The sequence below is a fragment of the Arthrobacter sp. P1_D12 genome, from assembly GCF_056406175.1.
On record NZ_JBFUAR010000001.1, the window covers coordinates 475,125 to 493,062 of the forward strand.

General features: G+C 67.3%; 18 protein-coding genes. 10 read left to right on the forward strand and 8 right to left on the reverse strand.

Going from position 1 to position 17,938, the window contains the following annotated elements; translation table 11 throughout:
- Positions 1 to 831 (reverse strand): class II glutamine amidotransferase, encoded by an 831-nt coding sequence (locus tag AC1DZV_RS02160; RefSeq protein WP_028276753.1) that lies wholly within the window; start codon positions 829 to 831, stop codon positions 1 to 3.
- Positions 832 to 1,143: 312 nt separating this feature from the next.
- Between AC1DZV_RS02160 and AC1DZV_RS02165 the strand changes: the two genes are divergently transcribed.
- The 4 genes from AC1DZV_RS02165 (at position 1,144) to AC1DZV_RS02180 (ending at position 3,997) form a co-directional block, all read left to right on the forward strand.
- Complete coding sequence (locus tag AC1DZV_RS02165; protein ID WP_476949723.1) at positions 1,144 to 1,557, forward strand: hypothetical protein; 414 nt, start codon at positions 1,144 to 1,146, stop codon at positions 1,555 to 1,557.
- Positions 1,558 to 1,651: 94 nt separating this feature from the next.
- Positions 1,652 to 2,038, forward strand: coding sequence for an SHOCT domain-containing protein (locus AC1DZV_RS02170; RefSeq protein WP_230010772.1), 387 nt, complete (start codon positions 1,652 to 1,654; stop codon positions 2,036 to 2,038).
- A gap of 96 nt (positions 2,039 to 2,134) precedes the next feature.
- Positions 2,135 to 3,289 (forward strand): AI-2E family transporter, encoded by a 1,155-nt coding sequence (locus tag AC1DZV_RS02175; RefSeq protein WP_476949724.1) that lies wholly within the window; start codon positions 2,135 to 2,137, stop codon positions 3,287 to 3,289.
- Between the two features lie 39 nt (positions 3,290 to 3,328).
- On the forward strand, positions 3,329 to 3,997 hold the full coding sequence (locus AC1DZV_RS02180; protein WP_243177835.1) for a GAP family protein: 669 nt from the start codon (positions 3,329 to 3,331) through the stop codon (positions 3,995 to 3,997).
- Positions 3,998 to 4,082: 85 nt separating this feature from the next.
- Here the strand turns inward: AC1DZV_RS02180 and AC1DZV_RS02185 are convergent, their stop codons facing one another.
- A complete protein-coding gene (locus tag AC1DZV_RS02185; RefSeq protein ID WP_476949725.1) occupies positions 4,083 to 5,678 on the reverse strand; it encodes an MFS transporter in 1,596 nt (531 codons plus the stop codon).
- A 340-nt stretch (positions 5,679 to 6,018) separates the two neighbouring features.
- On the opposite strand from AC1DZV_RS02185, the gene AC1DZV_RS02190 reads away from it, so the two are divergent.
- Both AC1DZV_RS02190 and trxB read left to right on the forward strand, forming a co-directional pair.
- Entirely contained in the window at positions 6,019 to 6,660 is a 642-nt protein-coding gene (locus AC1DZV_RS02190; protein ID WP_043436044.1) for a LysE family translocator, read from the forward strand.
- A 130-nt stretch (positions 6,661 to 6,790) separates the two neighbouring features.
- The gene (gene trxB, locus AC1DZV_RS02195) at positions 6,791 to 7,783 is read left to right on the forward strand and encodes a thioredoxin-disulfide reductase (RefSeq protein ID WP_476949726.1); all 993 of its coding nucleotides are present in this window, start codon (positions 6,791 to 6,793) and stop codon (positions 7,781 to 7,783) included.
- A 75-nt stretch (positions 7,784 to 7,858) separates the two neighbouring features.
- On the opposite strand, the gene AC1DZV_RS02200 is transcribed toward trxB, so the two are convergent.
- From AC1DZV_RS02200 to ribA, 5 genes are all read right to left on the reverse strand, one after another.
- The gene (locus AC1DZV_RS02200) at positions 7,859 to 8,989 is read right to left on the reverse strand and encodes a hypothetical protein (protein ID WP_476952811.1); all 1,131 of its coding nucleotides are present in this window, start codon (positions 8,987 to 8,989) and stop codon (positions 7,859 to 7,861) included.
- Positions 8,990 to 9,238: 249 nt separating this feature from the next.
- Entirely contained in the window at positions 9,239 to 9,745 is a 507-nt protein-coding gene (locus AC1DZV_RS02205; protein WP_476949728.1) for a universal stress protein, read from the reverse strand.
- 124 nt (positions 9,746 to 9,869) lie between these two features.
- Positions 9,870 to 10,727, reverse strand: a complete 858-nt coding sequence (locus tag AC1DZV_RS02210; RefSeq protein ID WP_476949729.1) for an SDR family oxidoreductase — start codon at positions 10,725 to 10,727, stop codon at positions 9,870 to 9,872.
- Between the two features lie 117 nt (positions 10,728 to 10,844).
- Positions 10,845 to 11,642, reverse strand: coding sequence for a dioxygenase family protein (locus tag AC1DZV_RS02215; RefSeq protein WP_028276744.1), 798 nt, complete (start codon positions 11,640 to 11,642; stop codon positions 10,845 to 10,847).
- 43 nt (positions 11,643 to 11,685) lie between these two features.
- Positions 11,686 to 13,629, reverse strand: a complete 1,944-nt coding sequence (gene ribA / locus AC1DZV_RS02220; RefSeq protein ID WP_476949730.1) for a GTP cyclohydrolase II RibA — start codon at positions 13,627 to 13,629, stop codon at positions 11,686 to 11,688.
- A 225-nt stretch (positions 13,630 to 13,854) separates the two neighbouring features.
- Between ribA and AC1DZV_RS02225 the strand changes: the two genes are divergently transcribed.
- Positions 13,855 to 14,193 (forward strand): YnfA family protein, encoded by a 339-nt coding sequence (locus AC1DZV_RS02225; RefSeq protein WP_476949731.1) that lies wholly within the window; start codon positions 13,855 to 13,857, stop codon positions 14,191 to 14,193.
- A gap of 32 nt (positions 14,194 to 14,225) precedes the next feature.
- A complete protein-coding gene (locus tag AC1DZV_RS02230) occupies positions 14,226 to 14,630 on the forward strand; it encodes a type II toxin-antitoxin system VapC family toxin (protein ID WP_476949732.1) in 405 nt (134 codons plus the stop codon).
- Positions 14,631 to 14,645: 15 nt separating this feature from the next.
- On the opposite strand, the gene AC1DZV_RS02235 is transcribed toward AC1DZV_RS02230, so the two are convergent.
- Positions 14,646 to 16,061, reverse strand: a complete 1,416-nt coding sequence (locus AC1DZV_RS02235; RefSeq protein WP_476952812.1) for an aminotransferase-like domain-containing protein — start codon at positions 16,059 to 16,061, stop codon at positions 14,646 to 14,648.
- Here AC1DZV_RS02235 and AC1DZV_RS02240 point away from each other — a divergent pair.
- Together AC1DZV_RS02240 and AC1DZV_RS02245 are read left to right on the forward strand one after the other, a co-directional pair.
- Entirely contained in the window at positions 16,060 to 17,082 is a 1,023-nt protein-coding gene (locus AC1DZV_RS02240; RefSeq protein WP_476952813.1) for a DMT family transporter, read from the forward strand. The two genes, AC1DZV_RS02235 and AC1DZV_RS02240, sit on opposite strands and share 2 nt — an antisense overlap.
- A 68-nt stretch (positions 17,083 to 17,150) precedes the next feature.
- Positions 17,151 to 17,837, forward strand: a complete 687-nt coding sequence (locus AC1DZV_RS02245) for an FMN-binding negative transcriptional regulator (protein ID WP_476949735.1) — start codon at positions 17,151 to 17,153, stop codon at positions 17,835 to 17,837.
- The last annotated feature ends 101 nt before the right edge of the window (positions 17,838 to 17,938 follow it).

Genomic DNA, 17,938 nt, shown 5'->3' on the forward strand with positions numbered 1-17,938 from the left:
CTAGGGGGCGGTCGGCGTGAACGGGAACAGGTCCTCGCCGGCGCCGTGCACCACCACGCAGGTGGCTTCGGGTACTTCCCGCCACGCCCCGCGGAGATCCCCCAGCGGTTCGGAGACGACCAGGCGCGCGTTGTCCGCCAGGTCATGAAGCAACGGGTTCTCCGGGTACTGGACGCGAAGGGTCGCGACGTCGGTGCTGTGGAACAGCGACCGGGACTGCCGTTCACTCGAGTAGCGGAACGCCCAGGTGGTGTCGCCGTCGGTCGTGGCCACTGTCATCTGGATTGGCTGCTCGATCCCGTGGCGCCGGCCGACGTCTTCAATCAGTCCAACCGCGGCAGCTACGGCCGCCCTCGGGTCCTGCTCCAGCCCGAAGGTCAGGGCGAGGAAGAAGAAGAGCTCTGAGTCCGTGGCTCCCTCGATCAGCGGAAAGAGCGATGGCTCAACGGCCATGGCCAAGTCGCGCTTCACCGTCGGGAACTCCCGGATGAGTCCGTTGTGCATCCACAGCCAGCTGCCGTGGCGGAATGGATGGCAGTTGGTCTGTTGGACCGCCGATCCGGTCGAGGCCCGAATGTGCGCGAAGACCCGGCCGGCCGACGCCTGGGCCGACAACTCGCGGAGGTTGCGGTCATTCCACGCGGGCTCCGTGCTGTGGAACAACCCGGGATACGGCGCGGATCCGTACCAGCCCACGCCGAAGCCGTCCCCGTTGGTGGTTTCAACGCCCATTCGAGCGTGCTTGCTCTGCATCACGAGCGAGTTGGTCGGTTTGTACAACAGCTCCTCCAGTTGCACCGGCGAACCCGAATACGCTAGCCAACGACACATGGCATCCTCCCTCAGTTGTGGACTGCAGTCCATCACGGCGACGGAGCGGGCACATCATCACCCCGGGGTGATTCGGGCCGCGGGGTGGGAGGTAATGGGGTCCCACCCGTGTTCGATAGTTCCGGCGTCGCGTCCCCGCTGGTCAGCGGCGTGCCTGGCATGGGGAGCGGCGTGAAAGGATCACCCGCGGCGGGTGACGCGCAAGCGGGCCCCTCACCCAACACTGGTGGTACCTGCCAGTGATTGGGCTGCCAGGCGAAAGCCCATGGAGAGGTGAGTCCAATGTCGACACCAAGACCAGTCCTCGCGCGAATGTCTGCGCTCGGGGCGGCGGTTGCGCTGCTCGCCGGCTGCGCCACCTCGGGACCCAGCAGCAGCCCCAGCGCGAGCCCGACGCCGAGCGTTTCACCGGTTTGCGCTGCGGCCACTGGCTTTTCAACAGCCCTGACGAATTTCAAGGACTCCCTCAAGCCAGGGGCCACGATCGGCCAGATCCAGGCGGCCCGGGATCAGGTTCGGAAGAGCTACGACGATCTGGTCAACGCTGCCAGCGACGCGGCCAAAGATCGGGTTGATGCCGTTAAAGCTGCCCAACAGAAGTTCACCTCCGCTGTGAACTCCGTTCCCGACGACGCCACCCTGACGCAGGCGGCCAACTCGCTCAAGGACGAAGCCGCGAACGTGCAGGCCGCCATCAGCGATCTCTCGAATGACGCCAAGTGCTAGCCCGAATCTTCCGGGATATCCGCGGTGAAACCCATTCCCATCCAAGGCTGCGTTCGTAGGCGACGCCGCACCAAGCGAAAGTAGGGAAGCCAAAATGAATTTCTTCGAGAACTTTTGGGATATTCTCTGGTGGTTGTTCATCTTCTATGCGATTATCGCCTTCCTGTATGCAGTGTTCATGGTGATCGGCGACCTCTTCCGCGACGACGAACTCAGTGGCTGGTGGAAAGCCGTCTGGATCGTCCTTCTGGTCTTCATACCGTTCCTGACCGTGCTGGCATACATGATTGCCCGGGGCAAGGGCATGGCGGAGCGGTCAATGGCGCGGGCCCGCAAATCCCAGCAGGAAACCGATGCCTACATCCGCAGTGTCGCCACGGCCAGCCCCACCGAGGAGATCGCCAAAGCCAAAGCACTCATGGACGCGGGAACCATCAGTGCAGAGGAGTTTGCCCAGATCAAGAGCAAGATCGTCGTCTGACTCCGGGTTGAGGCGCGAGGAGCAGGCCTGGCCAACTCGCTATTCATGAGGCCGTGAGGCTTCTAAGATATGGCTAGGCTGAACCAAGGAGGGCTCATGGAGCCGGAACCATCGGAATCCAATCCACGTTCGGCCCTCCCCCGCACCGTAATAATCCTGCTCGCCCTGGCCAGCGCGACGATTGCAGCGTTCGGCCTCGGCGCGATCCAGGGAATAGTCACCCCCGTCTTTTTTGCCTTCGTGCTGACGCTTTGTGTCCACCCGCTGCGCCGCTGGATGCAGGCACGGGGAATTTCCCGGGGCATCGCCACCGGGACCACCATCGCGGCTGTCTTCGGATTGCTGACCGCCTTCGCCGCAGTCCTGATTGCCTCACTCGCCCAGTTCTCCGCGCTGCTGCCGCAATACGCCCCCCAAATGGCCGAGTTCGGCGCAAGGATCTCCGCGATGCTGGAATCTGTAGGATTTGGCCCGGAGCAAACCCAGGCAGTCCTGAACGGGTTTACGCCGGGCCGCATCGTCGGGTTCCTCGGCGGCCTCCTGGGAAACGTCGCAAGCCTGGTGACCAGCCTCGTGATCATCCTGACGATGCTCATTCTTATGGCGATTGACGGCTCGCGCGTGCCGGCGCTCTTGATTCATCTGAACTATCACCGGCCGGCACTGGTTTCAGCGCTCAACGGCTTCGGAACCGGTGTGCGCCGCTACATGGTCGCCACCACGGTCCTCGGAATCGCGCAGGGGTTGTTCAACTGGCTGGTTCTGGTCATCCTGCAGATCCCCGGCGCCCTGCTCTGGGGGCTGCTGTCTTTCATCTGCAGCTTCATCCCCAACATCGGGTATTTCATCGCCATCATCCCGCCGTTGTTCTTCGGCTACCTCACCGGGGGCTGGCCGACCGTCGTGGCAGTCATCATCATCTATGGCGGAATCAACAGCATCATCCAGTCGATCATCCAGCCGAAATATGTGGGCAACGCGGTGTCGCTGAGTGAGACGTTGACCTTCTTCTCCGTCCTCTTCTGGGCAGTGGTCCTGGGTCCTGTCGGCGCCGTCCTCGCCGTCCCCCTGACGCTCTTGTTCCGAACCATCCTGCTCGATTCCGACCCGACACTTTCATGGTGGCGGCCGTTAACGGGCGACAATAAGGACCTCGAACTGCTCATCAAGGAAGAAGACAAGGCGATCCGGGCACGCCGCGGACGACTGAAGACGGGCCGCCCGGACACCGGAAGCGGGCCGAAGGCATGACATGCCGTCGGGGTGCTGCCGGGGGAAGGTGAGGGGAGCATGCTGAGCACTCTCAGCAGCCTGGCTCTCTTCGCCCTGGCCGGGGCTCTCAGCACAGTGCCTGTCAGCGTGACGATCATGATTCTGCTCTCGCCAAGTCCGCGCCGCGGCGCCCTTCCCTTCCTGATCGGCAGCCTCGCGGGTTCGATCGTGGTCGTGGGCCTGGCGGCGGTCGGCCTGCAATTCCTGCCCGTCAAGCCGCCGCGCCTGCGTAAGGACGAATGGGTGGCACAGTTTGCCATTGTGATCGGTGCGCTTCTGGTTGCGTACGCCGTGTACCTCCTCGTGAGCAAGGGCGGCCGGGACAACGCCATGCTTGGCAAGATGAAGTCGCGGTTCCGCTCGGCCCGGCCCTGGGAATTCGTCGTCCTGGGCCTGGGCTTTAACCTTCGCCCGAAGGCACTCCTGCTGGCCGTCACCGCCGGTGCCGTGATCGGTGTCCAGGAACTGCCGCCGCTGCCAAGCAGCCTGCTTGTCCTCGCCTACGCCGCCGTGGTCCAGTCAGCCGTCATCATTCCGGTCGCTGTGTGGCTGCGCTCCCCCGAACGGGCCCAAGTGCCTTTGACCGCCCTGTTCAACTGGCTGCAGCGCAATGGCCGCAGGATCGCAGCGATCGCGACGCTGACGATTGGGATCTTCCTCGTGGGCTACAGCCTTCTCCAGCTCTGATCGGACTACCCCGAAACCACGCGCCTCACGGATCCCGGGGAACTTCGCTGTCAGGGGTGCACCTGGACGCTCGCCGCTGTGGACTTCAGCCCAGGACGCTCCCCTCGCCGGTGCCGGCGGGCTTGGGGTCAGGGATCCGAATCATGCGGAACGAAGTACCCAGCCCGGCAAGGCCGGCAAGGATCGGGACGAACAGTGCAATCTGGAGGGCCAGGGGCCGTGCCTCCGTGTTGATGCGGATGATTTCGTTCTGGATGTCCTCCGGCTGGCCGGCGATCTGTTCCTGGAGTTGCGCGTCGCTCATCACCTGGGCGTCGTCTTCCAGTACCGTCGCGACCTGCTGCTTGTCGTCGGGCGGGAGGACCGTGCTGGCATCGGACAAGCCGATGAAGATGGTCGAGAGCGATGCCAGCATGATGCCGCCGGCGAACGCAAGTCCGAAGGACAAGCCGAACGATCCCGCGGCCGAGTTCACGCTGGCGGCCTCGCTGACCCGCTCGTCCGAAATCGGGGACAAGGTGTAGTTGTTGAGCTGGGATACCAGCAGGCCCAGGCCAAAGCCTGAAATGATCAGCGGGATCAGCAGCCACCAGCCGGAGTCAGCTCGCGGCACGATTGGGACCAGCACCAGCAAACCCGCGATCAGAAACAGAAAGCCCCAACGTATGAGGCTGGCCGGGCGCCGCCTCCCGGACCTCTTCCCGACGATCATGGCGACAGCGAACATGGTCAGCGAGAGCGGGGCGATGGACAGACCTGACTGCATCGCGTTGTATCCGAGCACCATCTGAAGGTAGATGGGCAGCACGATCATGGTGCCGCCCAGTGCGATCTGCTGGAGCATTTGTCCCGTGGCACCAAAGCGGAAGGCTTTTGCTTGGAACAGGTCCGGGTCCAGCAGCGTCGGCTTGTTGCGGCGTTTGCGCTGAAGGAGCCAGTAGACCAGGCCGCCCAGTCCGACGGCACCCACGGCCAGGAGTGCGCCCACTGCCTCGCCGCCTTCCTGCCAGACCAGGATTCCGAGCACGACGCCGCCCATGCCGACGATGGACAGAAGTGATCCGAAGATATCCAGTTCCCGGGGCCCGGTGTACGGCACGTCTTTGACGAGCTTGATTCCGGACAGGACGACCGCGATGATGAGGGCCTCGAGCAGGAAGGCGACGCGCCAGGACAGGAACGTGGTGAGGAAGCCCCCGAGCAGAGGCCCGACGGCGGCGGCGATCGCGGCCGACGCGCCGACCAGGGCGTAGACCCGGTGCTGGGCATCTCCCTCGAAATTTCCGTGGATGAGCGACTGCATGGCGGGAAGGAGCAGCGAGGCGCCAAGGCCGCCGATCAGGGCCCAGCAGATGATCACCGGGAGGAGAGTCTGGGCGAGCGTCATCGCCACGGCGCCGACGGCGTAGCAGGAAAGCCCAATGACGTAGGCGCGCTTGCGCCCGATCAGGTCGCCGATCTTGCCGCCGATCAGGATAAAGGCCGCGGATACCAGCGCCTCGAGGGCGATTGTCGACTGGAGGCCGCTGACGGTCGCGCCTATGTCGTCCACCACGGCGGAGATCGAGACGTTCATGATCGACGTGTCGACAACCAGCACGAACATCGCCATGGCCAGCAGCAGCGCCAGCCTTTGGTTGAACTCCACCGGCGGGGTCCCGGCGTCCTTCGGAGGGTTCATCGCGGTCCGCCTCCCACACTCGTTGGCTCGCTCGGGTCCACCACACAACCGGACATGTTGCCTCCTCTGGAGCAGACCGGGCAGTTCACGCATGAGCATGGTCCTGCAGGCACATCCCATCAGCGCCCACCGCAATGCGATGCTGATGCAAAGCTAGCTGTCCGGCCTCGAGACCGAATCATGCCCAGCGGGTGAGGTTGCTGCCCCCTTCCGCCGGCGACGAGCGGGGCTGCGCTCCAGTGTGCCCGTATTGGCCTAACGTAGAAGGCTGCCCGGGTTTCGTTCCCGGACAGAAATTCACCACCCACCGCCACAGACTGACGCCCGGAGGAAATCCCCGATGCTGGAACAACTGGCAGCCTTCGTGCTGACCTGCCTGGTCGTAGTGGTGGTGCCCGGACCTGACTTTGCACTTGTCCTCAGGAATGCGCCCCGCGGCACACGGGCGGCAACCACAGCCGCCGCCGGCATCATGGTTGGCAACACGATCCTTGCCGTGCTGGCGGTGCTCGGTGTCACGGCGCTGCTGGGGGCCTCGGAAGTCGTCGGGACCGGGATCAGAATTGCCGGGGCCGCCTACCTGCTCTACCTGGGCCTGCGCGCCTTCGCTGAGGCGTTCGCCAGAACACCCAAACCCAGCCAACCCCCGGCACCGGCAGCAGAACGCCAACGCGGCGGGAGCTCGCCTTTCGTGCAAGGAATGGTGAGCAACTTGCTCAACCCGAAAGTCGCCGTCTTCTACTTGTCGCTGTTCCCGCAGTTCACTGTCGCCCCGTTGCCGCCCCTCGCCCAGCACGCATTGATGGCGGGCATCTTCCTGCTGATCGCGTTGGCCTGGTACGTGCTGCTGCTCAGCGCGCTCAAGAAAGTGACCGGAGTCCTCGCCCGGCCCCGGACCGGCCGGATCGTTGTCGGGGGTTCAGGCGCGGTCCTGGTCGGGGTTGGCGGCACCATCCTGACTCAGACGCTGGCCTCCGCCTAGCTGCCCGGGCAGCTCCCGCGCAGCGTTCCCGGGTGTCTGAACTCCGGATCAACCCCGGGGGCGTTGATAAGCGCCCCCCCGGGCGGGATGATCAGCACATGCCGGCAACCGTCACCGAAGGAGCCCGACCGTGAGCGCCGCAATCACGACAACCGAGAAGCTGATCATCATCGGGTCCGGTCCCGCGGGGTACACCGCGGCGATCTACGCCGCCCGGGCCGGGCTCAAGCCGCTCGTCATCGCCGGTGCGGTCACTGCCGGGGGCGCTCTGATGAACACCACCGAGGTGGAAAACTTCCCCGGTTTCCCGGGCGGCATCCAGGGCCCCGAACTGATGGACGGGCTGCAGCAGCAGGCCGAAAAGTTTGGCGCGCAGGTGGTGTTCGACGACGTCACCGAGGTGCGGCTCGCCGGGCACCTGAAGCGTGTGGTCACCGCCGCCGGGGCGAGACATGAAGCGCCCGCCGTCATCCTCGCCACGGGCTCGGCGTATAAGGAACTGGGCCTGCCGGAGGAGAAGAAGTTCAGCGGCCACGGACTGTCCTGGTGCGCCACTTGCGACGGATTCTTCTTCCGCGACCAGGACATCATCGTGGTCGGCGGCGGCGACTCGGCGATGGAGGAGGCCACGTTCCTGACCCGCTTCGGCAAATCGGTGACCGTGGTGGTCCGCAAGGGCGAACTGCGCGCCTCCCGGATCATGGCCCAGCGGGCCAAGGACAACCCCAAGATCAGGTTCGCCTGGAACTCCGCCGTCACCGCGATCCACGGCAACGGCAAGGTCACCGGAGTGACCCTGACCGACACCCGCACCGGCGACACCCGGCAGCAGGCCGCCACGGGCATCTTCGTCGCGATCGGGCACGTGCCCCGGACCGAGCTTTTGGCCGGCCAGATAGACCTCGATGCCGACGGCTACATCCAGGTCGAGTCCCCTACGACGGTCACCAACCTGACTGGCGTCTTCGCCTGCGGCGACGCCGTGGACCACCGCTACCGCCAGGCCATCACCGCCGCCGGCACCGGCTGCGCCGCGGCCCTGGACGCCGAACGCTTCCTGTCCGCGCTCGAGGACGCCGACAGCATCGCCACCGCGCTGGTCGAAGAACCGACGCACTCCTAGGCGAGCCTAGGAGCGGCCCTTCCCGACGGCACCCCCGGCGTCGGCACTTCCGTCGTCGGCAGGCCCCTGCGGCAATTACTGGTCGGGCACCGCGCTGTCTGTTGCGGAAACTGGCCGGTTCGCAGGCTCAGCCGGCGATGGCGGCGGCCGGGCAGGCAGGTTCGCCTCAAGCTGGTCGGCATTGACGGCTGCGAGGTTACGGATCAGGATGATGAGCCAGGCGAAGATCAGCGACGCGGCGATCAGCTCCACCGCGGTCAGGTTGTAGTAGCCCACCGGGAACCACAGCACCGCGGCGACGACGATGACCGCCAGGAATAGCCACCCAAGCGCAGCGAAGGTGGCCGAGACGGACGGAACCAGCGTGCGGATGCGGACAATAAGGGACGCGAAGACCACCACCATGCCGGACGCGACCAGGGTGTGGAGCCCGAAGCGCTCATCGACGGGGAACAATCCCACGCAGGCGAGGAAGACGCCGATCAGGGCGATCCCGCCTTCGAGCAGCCTCACCCGATGCAGCGCGGACGGGGACTTCGCGGTCGCCGCGAGGGTCGCCGTCGCATATCCCGCCAGCGTGGAGATGACCACGCCGGCGACGATCAGGGTGAAGTTGAACGCCACTCCGGAGACGTCGGAGCTCATGCCGAGGGCACTGAGGTTCTCCTGCCACCACAGTGGATCCTGTGCGGTGAGCATGCTCGTGAGCAGGCCGGTGACCAGGAAGCCGGCGAGGAGGGCCGCGAGCCGGTAGGCGGTCATGCTAAGCGCGGACAGGTAGGCGATATAGGCGCTGATGGCTCCCGTGGTCCCGACCAGGACAGCGGCCGCGAACGGGTAGACGACCGCACCGATGAACGCCTGCTGGAACAGCGAAAAGAGCGCCAGCCAGCCGAGCAGGAAGATGCAGGCGTGCGCCAGCGCGAGTGCGGCGATATCGATGGACGTGCGGATCCGGCCTCCCCCGCGGGCCTCCGGTGCCACAGCCGGACGACGTTGCAGGCAACCGGCCACCACCGCCCCGGCGCCAAGCACTGCCGTGCCGATCGAGGCAATGTCACCGACTGAACCCCGTCCGGACAACGGGACCGGTTCCCGCCCGATCAGCAGAAAAGCGATGCCGCCCAGCACGAGGAAGGCGGCGCTGCCGACGAAGAGCGCCCGCGCCTCTGACGTGACGGCTGCTGGCTTGTTCGGGTCTACCATCACTCACTTCGATTCGCTGGCGTTGACGGCTCGTGCAGTTCCGCCGTCAGCGTCAGCCCCTTGTGCTCCAGCAATCTTTCGCATCCCGGGCGCTCGCACACCGGCGGTACTCCAACGCTATGGCCGCGGCGGCCCGGGGCCGTCACCCGGAACGGATGAACCCGCCCCGCCGGCCTCAGGTTTGTTGGCGCGCTGCTGGCCCGCTGTTGGGCCGCCGTCGGTGGACGGAACGCACGGCCGGCGCGTGCGTCACTGACCCGCGTGCGGAATGACCAGTACTGGCCTGCCCTGCAGACGGGTCAGGGAAACGCTGACCGAGCCCTCCAGGAGCCGGCCCATCTGGGCAATCCGCCCAGGCCGCTGCCCGCCGACAATCAGCGCAGCCGCGTCCGCGCTCTGCGCCAGCCGGTCCAGGGCGTGGGCAACTTCGCCGTTCAGCACCCGGAAGGACCATGCCCCGCCGGGAGGACCGAGAATGCCCTCAAGGCAGCTGAGCAGCTGTGAGGCCGGGTATTCGGCTTCGACATTCGGGGCAGGATCAAGTGAGGTGCCATCCAGGACTCCGGCGGGCTCCCACTCGGTGAGGTAGCTCGCCGGGTCCACGAACGCGCAAATCAGGTGCACTCCCATGATCGCGGCGAGCCCGGCGGCGGCCCGTACCAGGCGCTCGTCGAATTCCCACGGCACACCGAGAACCAGCGGGCCGTCCGACCATTCACCGGCCCCGGCCTGCTGAAAATCACCGGGAGTTTCCATGGGTCCTGTCAGTCGAGGCGCGCACCCGCAGGGTGTCTATGCCCTGCGGGCGCAGCGGGAATCCACGCCTTCATTATGCCCACTCCCGGCCTCCCGGTCTCGCTGCCTCCTTGGGCAGTGCGGATTAGCTCGCGGCCGCCGACGTCAGAGCCTGCAACAGCGGCGTCGTCGGCCGACCGATCAGCCGGGACAGCTCGCCAGTGACGGTGGCCAGCAGGCCCGCCTCGGTGTCCGCGTCCAGGGCGGCGAGGAATCCCGCGGTGCCCGCGTCGAGGCCGGCCGCGGTCAGGACCTCAACCAGTTCCGGGGCGGAGACGGGCTGGTAGACAACTTCCCGGCCCGTGATCCGGGTGATCGCCGTCGCCAGTTCCTTGAAGTCCCAGGCGTAGTCGCCGGAGAGTTCGTACGTGCGGCCCTCGTGCCCGGTGGAGCTGAGCACCGCCGCGGCCGCCGCGGCGTAGTCAGCCCGCGTCGCGCTGGCCACCCGGCCGTCACCGGCAGCGGCCACGACGGCGCCCGCCTGCTTGGCCGTTGCCACGGTCTGGGCGTAGTTTTCGGTGTACCAGCCGTTGCGCAGGATGGTGTTGTCGAGTCCCGACGCGCGGATGAGCTCCTCTGTTGCCTTGTGCTCGGGCGCCAGGATCAGTTCGGTGGTGTCCGCGGCCAGGACGGATGTGTAGGCGATGAACCCGACGCCGGCGGCCCTGGCCGCGTCGATGACGTTGCCGTGCTGCGCCACCCGGGAACCCACCTCGCTTCCGGAGACCAGCAGGAGCCTGTCAACGCCCGTGAGCGCAGCCTCGAGAGCCGCGGGATCGGAGTAGTCAGCGACGCGCACCTGGACGCCACGTGCAACCAGCTCCGCGGCTTTCGCGGCGTCGCGCACGATGGCCACCAGCGAATCCGGTTCCTGGCTGGTGAGCAGTTCATCGAGGACGAGCCTGCCCAGCTGTCCTGTCGCACCCGTTACTGCAATCGTCATGTTGCGCTCCTCATCAGTGGTCAAGCCACGTCACGTTCTGGTTCGCCGGCGATCCGGCGCTGGCGGGCATAACCGGACCCTGGTCCGGTTCATTCCCCGTGTTACGTTGTGCGACTGCTACGTCAGGGTCCACGACCGTTTGGACAACCCGAACCAGAACCCGTCGATTGCTGTCCTGGCCTGGATGTCTCCCGAGCCGTACGCAGCCCCGAGGGCAACATAGAGCGGAGCCCAGTGCTCACTGCGGGGGTGCGCTTCCCGGGCGGCGGGCGCCTTGTTCAGGAAGTCGAGGATGGAGTCGACATCGCCGCGGGCCATGGCCTCCTCCGCCCAGTGGTCGAATTCACTGGAGGCCGCGGGAGGGGCGGAGTCCGGTCCCCCGGCGGGATTGAACCAGCGCAGGTTGTGCGTCGTGAATCCCGATCCGACAATCAGCGTGCCCCGCTCCCGCAAGGGCCCCAGCGACATTCCGAGGTCGAACAACCCCTGCGGATCAAGCGTCGGCATGGACATCTGCACGACCGGCACGTCGGCGTCGGGGTACATCTCCTTCAGCGGAACGTAGGCGCCGTGGTCCAGCCCGCGGCTTTCATCGCGCTCCACGTGGTGGCCGTGGCCGGCGACGAGCTTCTCGACTTCGGCAGCCAACTCGGGTGCCTGCGGGGCGTCATAGGCCACCTCGTAGTACTTCTGCGGGAAGCCGCCGAAGTCGTAGACCAGGCCCGGATCCCGCCCGGTTGCACTGAGCGTCACGGGGGCGTTTTCCCAGTGGGCGGAGACCATGAGGATGTCCCGGGGCTTGCCGAAGGTGCCGGACCAGTCGTGGAGTTCGCGGGTCCACGTGGAGTCGTCGGCCAGCGGCGGTGCGCCATGGCTGAGGAAGAGAACCGGGGGGCGGTCAGTGGTCTGAGTCATGGGATCATCCTAATCCATTTTGATTGAAGCTTCAAGCTTTCAGCTAGAACGAGGGCACACTGAACCCAAGACCCAGGAGGCCCCGGCCCGCCTGCTCGAGAACCGGATCCCTCGTCAGCGCCGCATGGTTCATCAGGACATTGACGTCGCGCTGGATCCGCTGGAGCGGATGCGACAGCCGGTGCACACTCCCGCCGGATCCCAGCATGATCACCCGAACCGCCTCGGCCGACGCCTCGCCGCTCAGGGCGAGGGACAGCCGGTACTGCCCGCGGTCCGGCTCCGTCATGGTCGAAGGCCCGCGCGCATGGGCGGCAGAGACCACCCGGACCGCCTCCTGCCAGTGCAGCCGCGCGGTGGCCACCAGCCCGAAGGCGTGCGCATACCGGACTTGCGCGAGCGGGGAGTCCGCCTGGCGGTTCTCCACGGTGTGCTTGACCTTCCGGACCATGATCAGCTCGCGGAACAGGTCGAGCGCGTATTCGGCAGACCCCAGGGCAGCGGCCGGGGCCACCATGTTCAGCAGCGCGCCCATGGGGGTGTGGATCAGCGGATCCGCGTGGAGCAGGCTCCCCGGATTGGTTTCCGCGCCCAGGAGTTCCCAGTCCAGACTCCGATGCTCCGGGACGAACACGTCCCCCGCCCGAATGTCGTTGCTCCCGGTACCCCGCAGGCCGGCCGTCTGCCACACGTCGAGGAGCTCGACGTCGGCCAGCGGCACCAGGCACTGCAGGCGCACGTCGCCGTGCTGCGCGGCGAGCAGCGCCCACCGGGCATGCATGACCCCGGAGGCAAAGGTCCACCGGCCCGAGATGCAGTAGCCTCCGGGCACTTTCCTGGCCACTCCTGCCGGCGCCCCGGTAGCGGCCGCCAAGGGAGCCGGCCCGTTCGCGAAGACCTCGTCCTGCGCCTCCCGCGGCCACCGCGCGAGCATCCAGACATGTTCGATCAGATGGCCGGCGCTCCACGCCGTGGAGGCGCACCCCCGGGCAAGCCGGCGCACCACCTCCCCATAGGTTTCCAGCCCCATGCCGAATCCGCCCACCCCCTTCGGCGAGAGCAAGTGGAAGACTTCGGCCGCGTGCAGCTCCTCCATGGTGGCGTCCGGAATGCGCCGGAGCTCCTCGGTTTCCGCGGCCCGCTCGCGCAGGCCGGGCACGAGCCCCTGGACCCGGGCGAGCATGTCGTCATGGGTCGGGACGGCCGCCGCCGCCCGGGCCCCGGCCCGGGACGCAGCCCCGACGTCGCCAGGGGCACCGCCGGGGGCACCGCCAGGGGCAGCGCCGGGCGCACCGGCGACGGGTCCGGCGTCGGACGGGAGCACGAGCGTGTGGCCGGTATGGTCGCGTTTTGCGGCCAGGTACCGAAGATTGGCCGCCGAGGCATGGACGCCGGTGGCGACCTGCCCGGACACTTCGAGGCCGAGGCCGGTCAGCTGGGCTGCCTTGTCCGGGTTGTTGCTGAGCAGCCGCAGCGTGCCGGCACCCATTGCCTCCAGCATCTGGGCCGCCGCCGTGTAATCCCGCTCGTCTTCGCCGTGGCCCAGGGCCAGATTCGCGGCGTAGGTGTCCAGGCCGCCATCCTGCAGTGCGTAGGCGTCAAGCTTCGAATACAGGCCGATGCCACGGCCTTCCTGGCGGAGGTAGAGCAGGAAGCCTCCCTCGGCGGCAATCCGCTCCACGGCCTCCCGCAGCTGCGGGCCACAATCGCACCTCTGGCTCCCGAATACGTCCCCGGTAAGGCACTCGCTGTGCAGCCGCACCAGCGGTCCGGCACCGCCTTGCGCCGCGCCCTGCAGTGCAGCCTCCCACTCGCCGAGGGCCAGCAGCAGGTGCTCCTTGCCGTCGGTGAGCCCGCTGAAGCTCAGCACTTCGGCAACGGCTTCGAACCCGTCGGGGAAGCGCAGCGGCACGAAGACCCGGCTGCGCACGGCGGCCGAAGGTGCTGCGGCCTTCGGCGTTGCAGGGGTTTCTGGCGCAAGGGTCATCTCGGGTCCTCAGGTATGGGGCAACAGGTACTGACGTCGGCGGGGGCGGAGCCGTCAAGCCAGTCGGCTTCGAGCGGCACAGCCTTTCCGGCCAAGTTTACTTGAACCTTAAAGTTATAGGCCCGGGTGGCCGGTGATGCAAGCGATGACCCCGCATGACGGCCGGGCGGGCGCGTCGGCGCGCACCGGCCCGGATAGGCAACCAGCCGGTGCCATCATGAGGGCGTGACTATCCCGAAAACCATCCTGTTGTTCGTCCTCGCCGCCGTTGCCGAAATAGGTGGGGCCTGGCTCGTCTGGCAGTCCGTCCGTGAGGGCCGGGCCTGGTGGTGGGCCGGGCTGGGTGTCGTGGCGCTGGGCATCTACGGCTTTGCCGCGACATTGCAGCCGGACGCACACTTCGGGCGTATCCTCGCCGCGTACGGCGGCGTGTTCGTGGCCGGCTCACTGGCCTGGGGCATGATCTTCGACGGCTTCCAGCCCGACCGGTGGGACGTCCTGGGTTCGGTGATCTGCCTGTTCGGGGTCGCCGTCATCATGTTCGCGCCCCGCGAGGCCGGATGACCGCCGCTGTATCCAGGAAGGATCCAGTAACCATGACCCGATTCGTGATTGGCCCGGACGTTGCCCTTCATCTTGCCCTCGAAAGGCCGGCGGTTTCAGACGGTCACCAGCTGGTGGCGCCGACGCTCCTCCGCTCGCAGGTGCTCTCGCTCCTGTACCAGTCAGTCCGGCGCGGCGACGTGACGCGGGCCGATGCCAATCGTCAGCTCGACTACATCCGGGGCCTTCGCATCCGGCTCCTCGGCGACCGCGTCCTGCAACGCACTGCGTGGAGCCTCGCCGAGGAACTTGGCTGGGATGACACCCTCGACGCCGAATACGTGGCCCTGGCCCGGCTTCAGGCAGACGCCTTTGTGACGCTCAACGCCGGGCTCGCCCGCTCCGTGCAGGGCCTCGTGACGCTCGCGGCACCTGAGGCGCTGCTCACGCCGGCGTAGCGCGGCGGCGGCCGACTACCGCCCGGCGGTGCGCTCGAGCACCTGGCCGAGGATCCGCGCGCCTTCCCGGAAAGCGCCCGGATTGGGTCCGGCGAAGTTCAGCCGGATGAACGGTCCGGCCGGTTCGGCCGGGAACCACTCGGTACCGGCCGCGATGATGACCCCCGCGGCCTCGCAGTCCCCCACGAACTGGTCGACGTCGGTCCCGTCGGGAAGGCGGGCCCAGAGGTTGAGCCCGCCCGTGGGCACGTGCTCCACATGGGCCAGCGGGGCCAGTTCCCGCAGGCTGCTGAGCATGAGATCACGGCGGGACTGGAGCTGCAGCCGCAGTCCGCGCAGGTGCGTCTGCCATCCCGGCTGCGTTACGACGTCGAGGGCGGCCGCCTGGAGAACGCCGCTGACATACATGGACTCGGCGCCCCGGTCGGCCAGGATGCGATCACGTGCCGGGCCGCGCGCAATCACCGCGGCAATGCGTATGGCCGGGGACACGCTCTTGGTCAGCGAACGGAGATAAACGACATGGCCGGAATCGTCGAGGCTGGCGACGGGCGCCGAATCCGTGGTGATGCCGAAGTCATGGGCCCAGTCATCCTCCACCAGGAATGCACCGTGTTCGCGCACCACGTCGAGCACCTGCTCGCGCAGGCGGGCGGGCCATTGCGCCCCGGTGGGATTCGCATAGTTCGGCTGCGCGTAGAACAGCCGCGCGCCGGTCTCGTCAAAGGCGCGGGCCAGGTCCTCGGGGTCCGGGCCTTCGGGACCGCTGGGTACCGGAACAACCCGGACACCGGACTGCGCCGCGGCCTGGAGCGCCCCCCAGTATGTCGGGGATTCCACCAGCAGCGGCTGCCCGCTGCCGACCAGCGCCCGGAACACGGAACTGAGCCCGCCCTGGCTCCCCGGGAGTACGATCACGTCGCGCTGCGTTGGCGGGGCAACGCCGGCCCCGGTAGCACCCCGGAGCTCGTGCGCGAACCAGGATTGCAGGTCGGGCAGGCCCGCGGCAGGCGGACGTGACAGGGCAGCCTCACCCCGGGCAGCCCGGGTCAGGGCTGCCCTGACCAGCCGCTCGGGCAGCAGTTCCCGGTCCGGATAGCCTGAATGGAAGGCGATGACGTCGTTTGGGGCGCTGCGCATCGCAGTGGAGACGGGGCGGAGCGGCGCCCGGGGCGATCCCAGCGCCGTCGTCTGCCAGCCGTAGTCCGCCGGCCGCGCTGTTCGAACGGCCCGCACGAACGTCCCGACGCCGGGGCGGCTCTCGATCAGGCCCTGCGCGGAGAGGGTCCGCAGCACCTTTTGCACGGTCACGGGGCTGGCCTGGTACTCGGCGACCAGGGAACGCGTGGAAGGCAGCCGGGCGCCCGGCGCGGCGGCCGCAATCCATTCCCGGAGCCGCGCCGCCATCCGCGTGGTGCTATCGTAAGACATGAAAGACAATAGTAGCGCTACTCAGGGAATCAAACAACCGTTATCGTCCCGGCCGGCAACCGGACTGTGGTGGGGGTTCGTCGGCGTCGCCGCATTTTCCTTCACACTGCCGTTCACCCGGGTGGCGGTTGCGGGGTTGTCTCCGTTGTTCATCGGATCGGGCCGGGCTGTTGTTGCGACCGTTCTCGCCGCGTTCGCCCTCACTTTGACCCGGCAGCGCCTGCCCCGGGGCGCCCAGTGGGCGCGTATTGCGGTGGTCGCCGGCGGCGTGGTGGTCGGATTCCCGCTGCTGACCTCCTTCGCCCTCACCTCGGTTCCCGCCAGCCACGGCGCGGTTGTTATTGCGCTACTCCCCGCGGCGACCGCAACGATGGCGGTGATCCGCGGCCACGAACGGCCCTCCAGGTCTTTCTGGATGATCACCGGCGCGGGCGCAGTGGCGGCGATTGGTTTCGCCTCTGCGCAGTCCGGCGGCATCGGGCAACTGCAGTTGGCCGACCTGCTGCTGTTCGGCGCCGTCCTGTCGGCGGCAATCGGCTACGCCGAAGGCGGCCTGCTGGCCCGCGAACTCGGCTCGTGGCAGACCGTCTCCTGGGCCCTCGTTCTGTCCTCGCCGCTCATGGCCGGCATCGCGGCCTTTTCTATGGCCAGCCAGCCTCCCTCCGCTACTCCCGTGCAGTGGGCGGCCTTCGCATACCTGGGCGTCGTGAGCATGTTTTTCGGCTTCTTCGCCTGGTACCGCGGCCTGGCCATCGGACCCATGGCGCAGGTCAGCCAGATCCAACTCGTCCAGCCGGTCTTGAGCATCTGCTGGGCCGGGCTCATACTGGGCGAAGACTTGACCTGGGCGACCATCATCGGCGGCACAGCGGTCATCCTCTGCGCCGGCCTGGCCGTCCGCTCCCGGCCACGTGCGGCGAGGGCGGCGGGAAGCAATGCGGACGTGCTGGACAGCCCCAGCCCCCAGGACAGCCCGAGGAACAACGCGAAGGACACCGTGACAGTGAAACAATCGGGCTGATCTGATCACCTGCCCCGCCCCCGAAGCCGCCCAGCCCCAGACCGACCCGCAATCCGAATGGAAGTTCCGTGTACATCCCCGCACATTTCGCCGCCGGCCCCGATGCAGTCCGGCATCTGCTGACGCGCCCGTCCGCGGCCAACCTGGTCACCGCCACCGCGAAGGGCATGCTTGCCACGCTGCTGCCCTTCGTCTTCGACCCCGCGGCCGGTGAGCACGGTGCCCTGCACGCGCATCTGGCCCGCAACAACCCCCAATGGTCTGAACCCGCCCTCGGCGAATCGCTCGCCATTATCCAGGGCGCGGACGCCTACATCTCGCCGCGGTGGTACGCGTCCAAGGCGGAGCACGGACGCGTGGTTCCCACGTGGAACTACTCCACGGCCCACGTGTACGGCACCCTGGTCATCCACGACGATCCCGCCTGGCTCGCCAGCCATGTGAGGCGGCTGAGCAACCACAACGAGGCCGGCTCCGAGCAGCCCTGGACTGTCGAGGATGCCCCGGAGCGCTACATTGCCGGCCAGCTGCGCGCGATCGTCGGCGTCGAGCTTCTCATCACGAGGATTGAGGCGAAGCACAAGCTCAGCCAGAACCGGCCCGGTGCCGATGTTGACGGTGTGGTGGCCGGGCTGCGGGCCCGCGGTGACCTGGAAAGCGCCGCGGACGTCGAGAACGCACGACAGGGCCGCGAGCAGATCCGCTGCCCGCACTCCGACTCCCCGGCCGGGCCCCCGGCTACGCCTGCATCCTGATGGTTGAAGGCTGACCCAGCCACCTGGGCCCGGGCCGGCCGGGGACCGCCGGAACACACTCTCAATGCCCGGCCGTTTCTGTAGGTTTTCGCTACGAATTC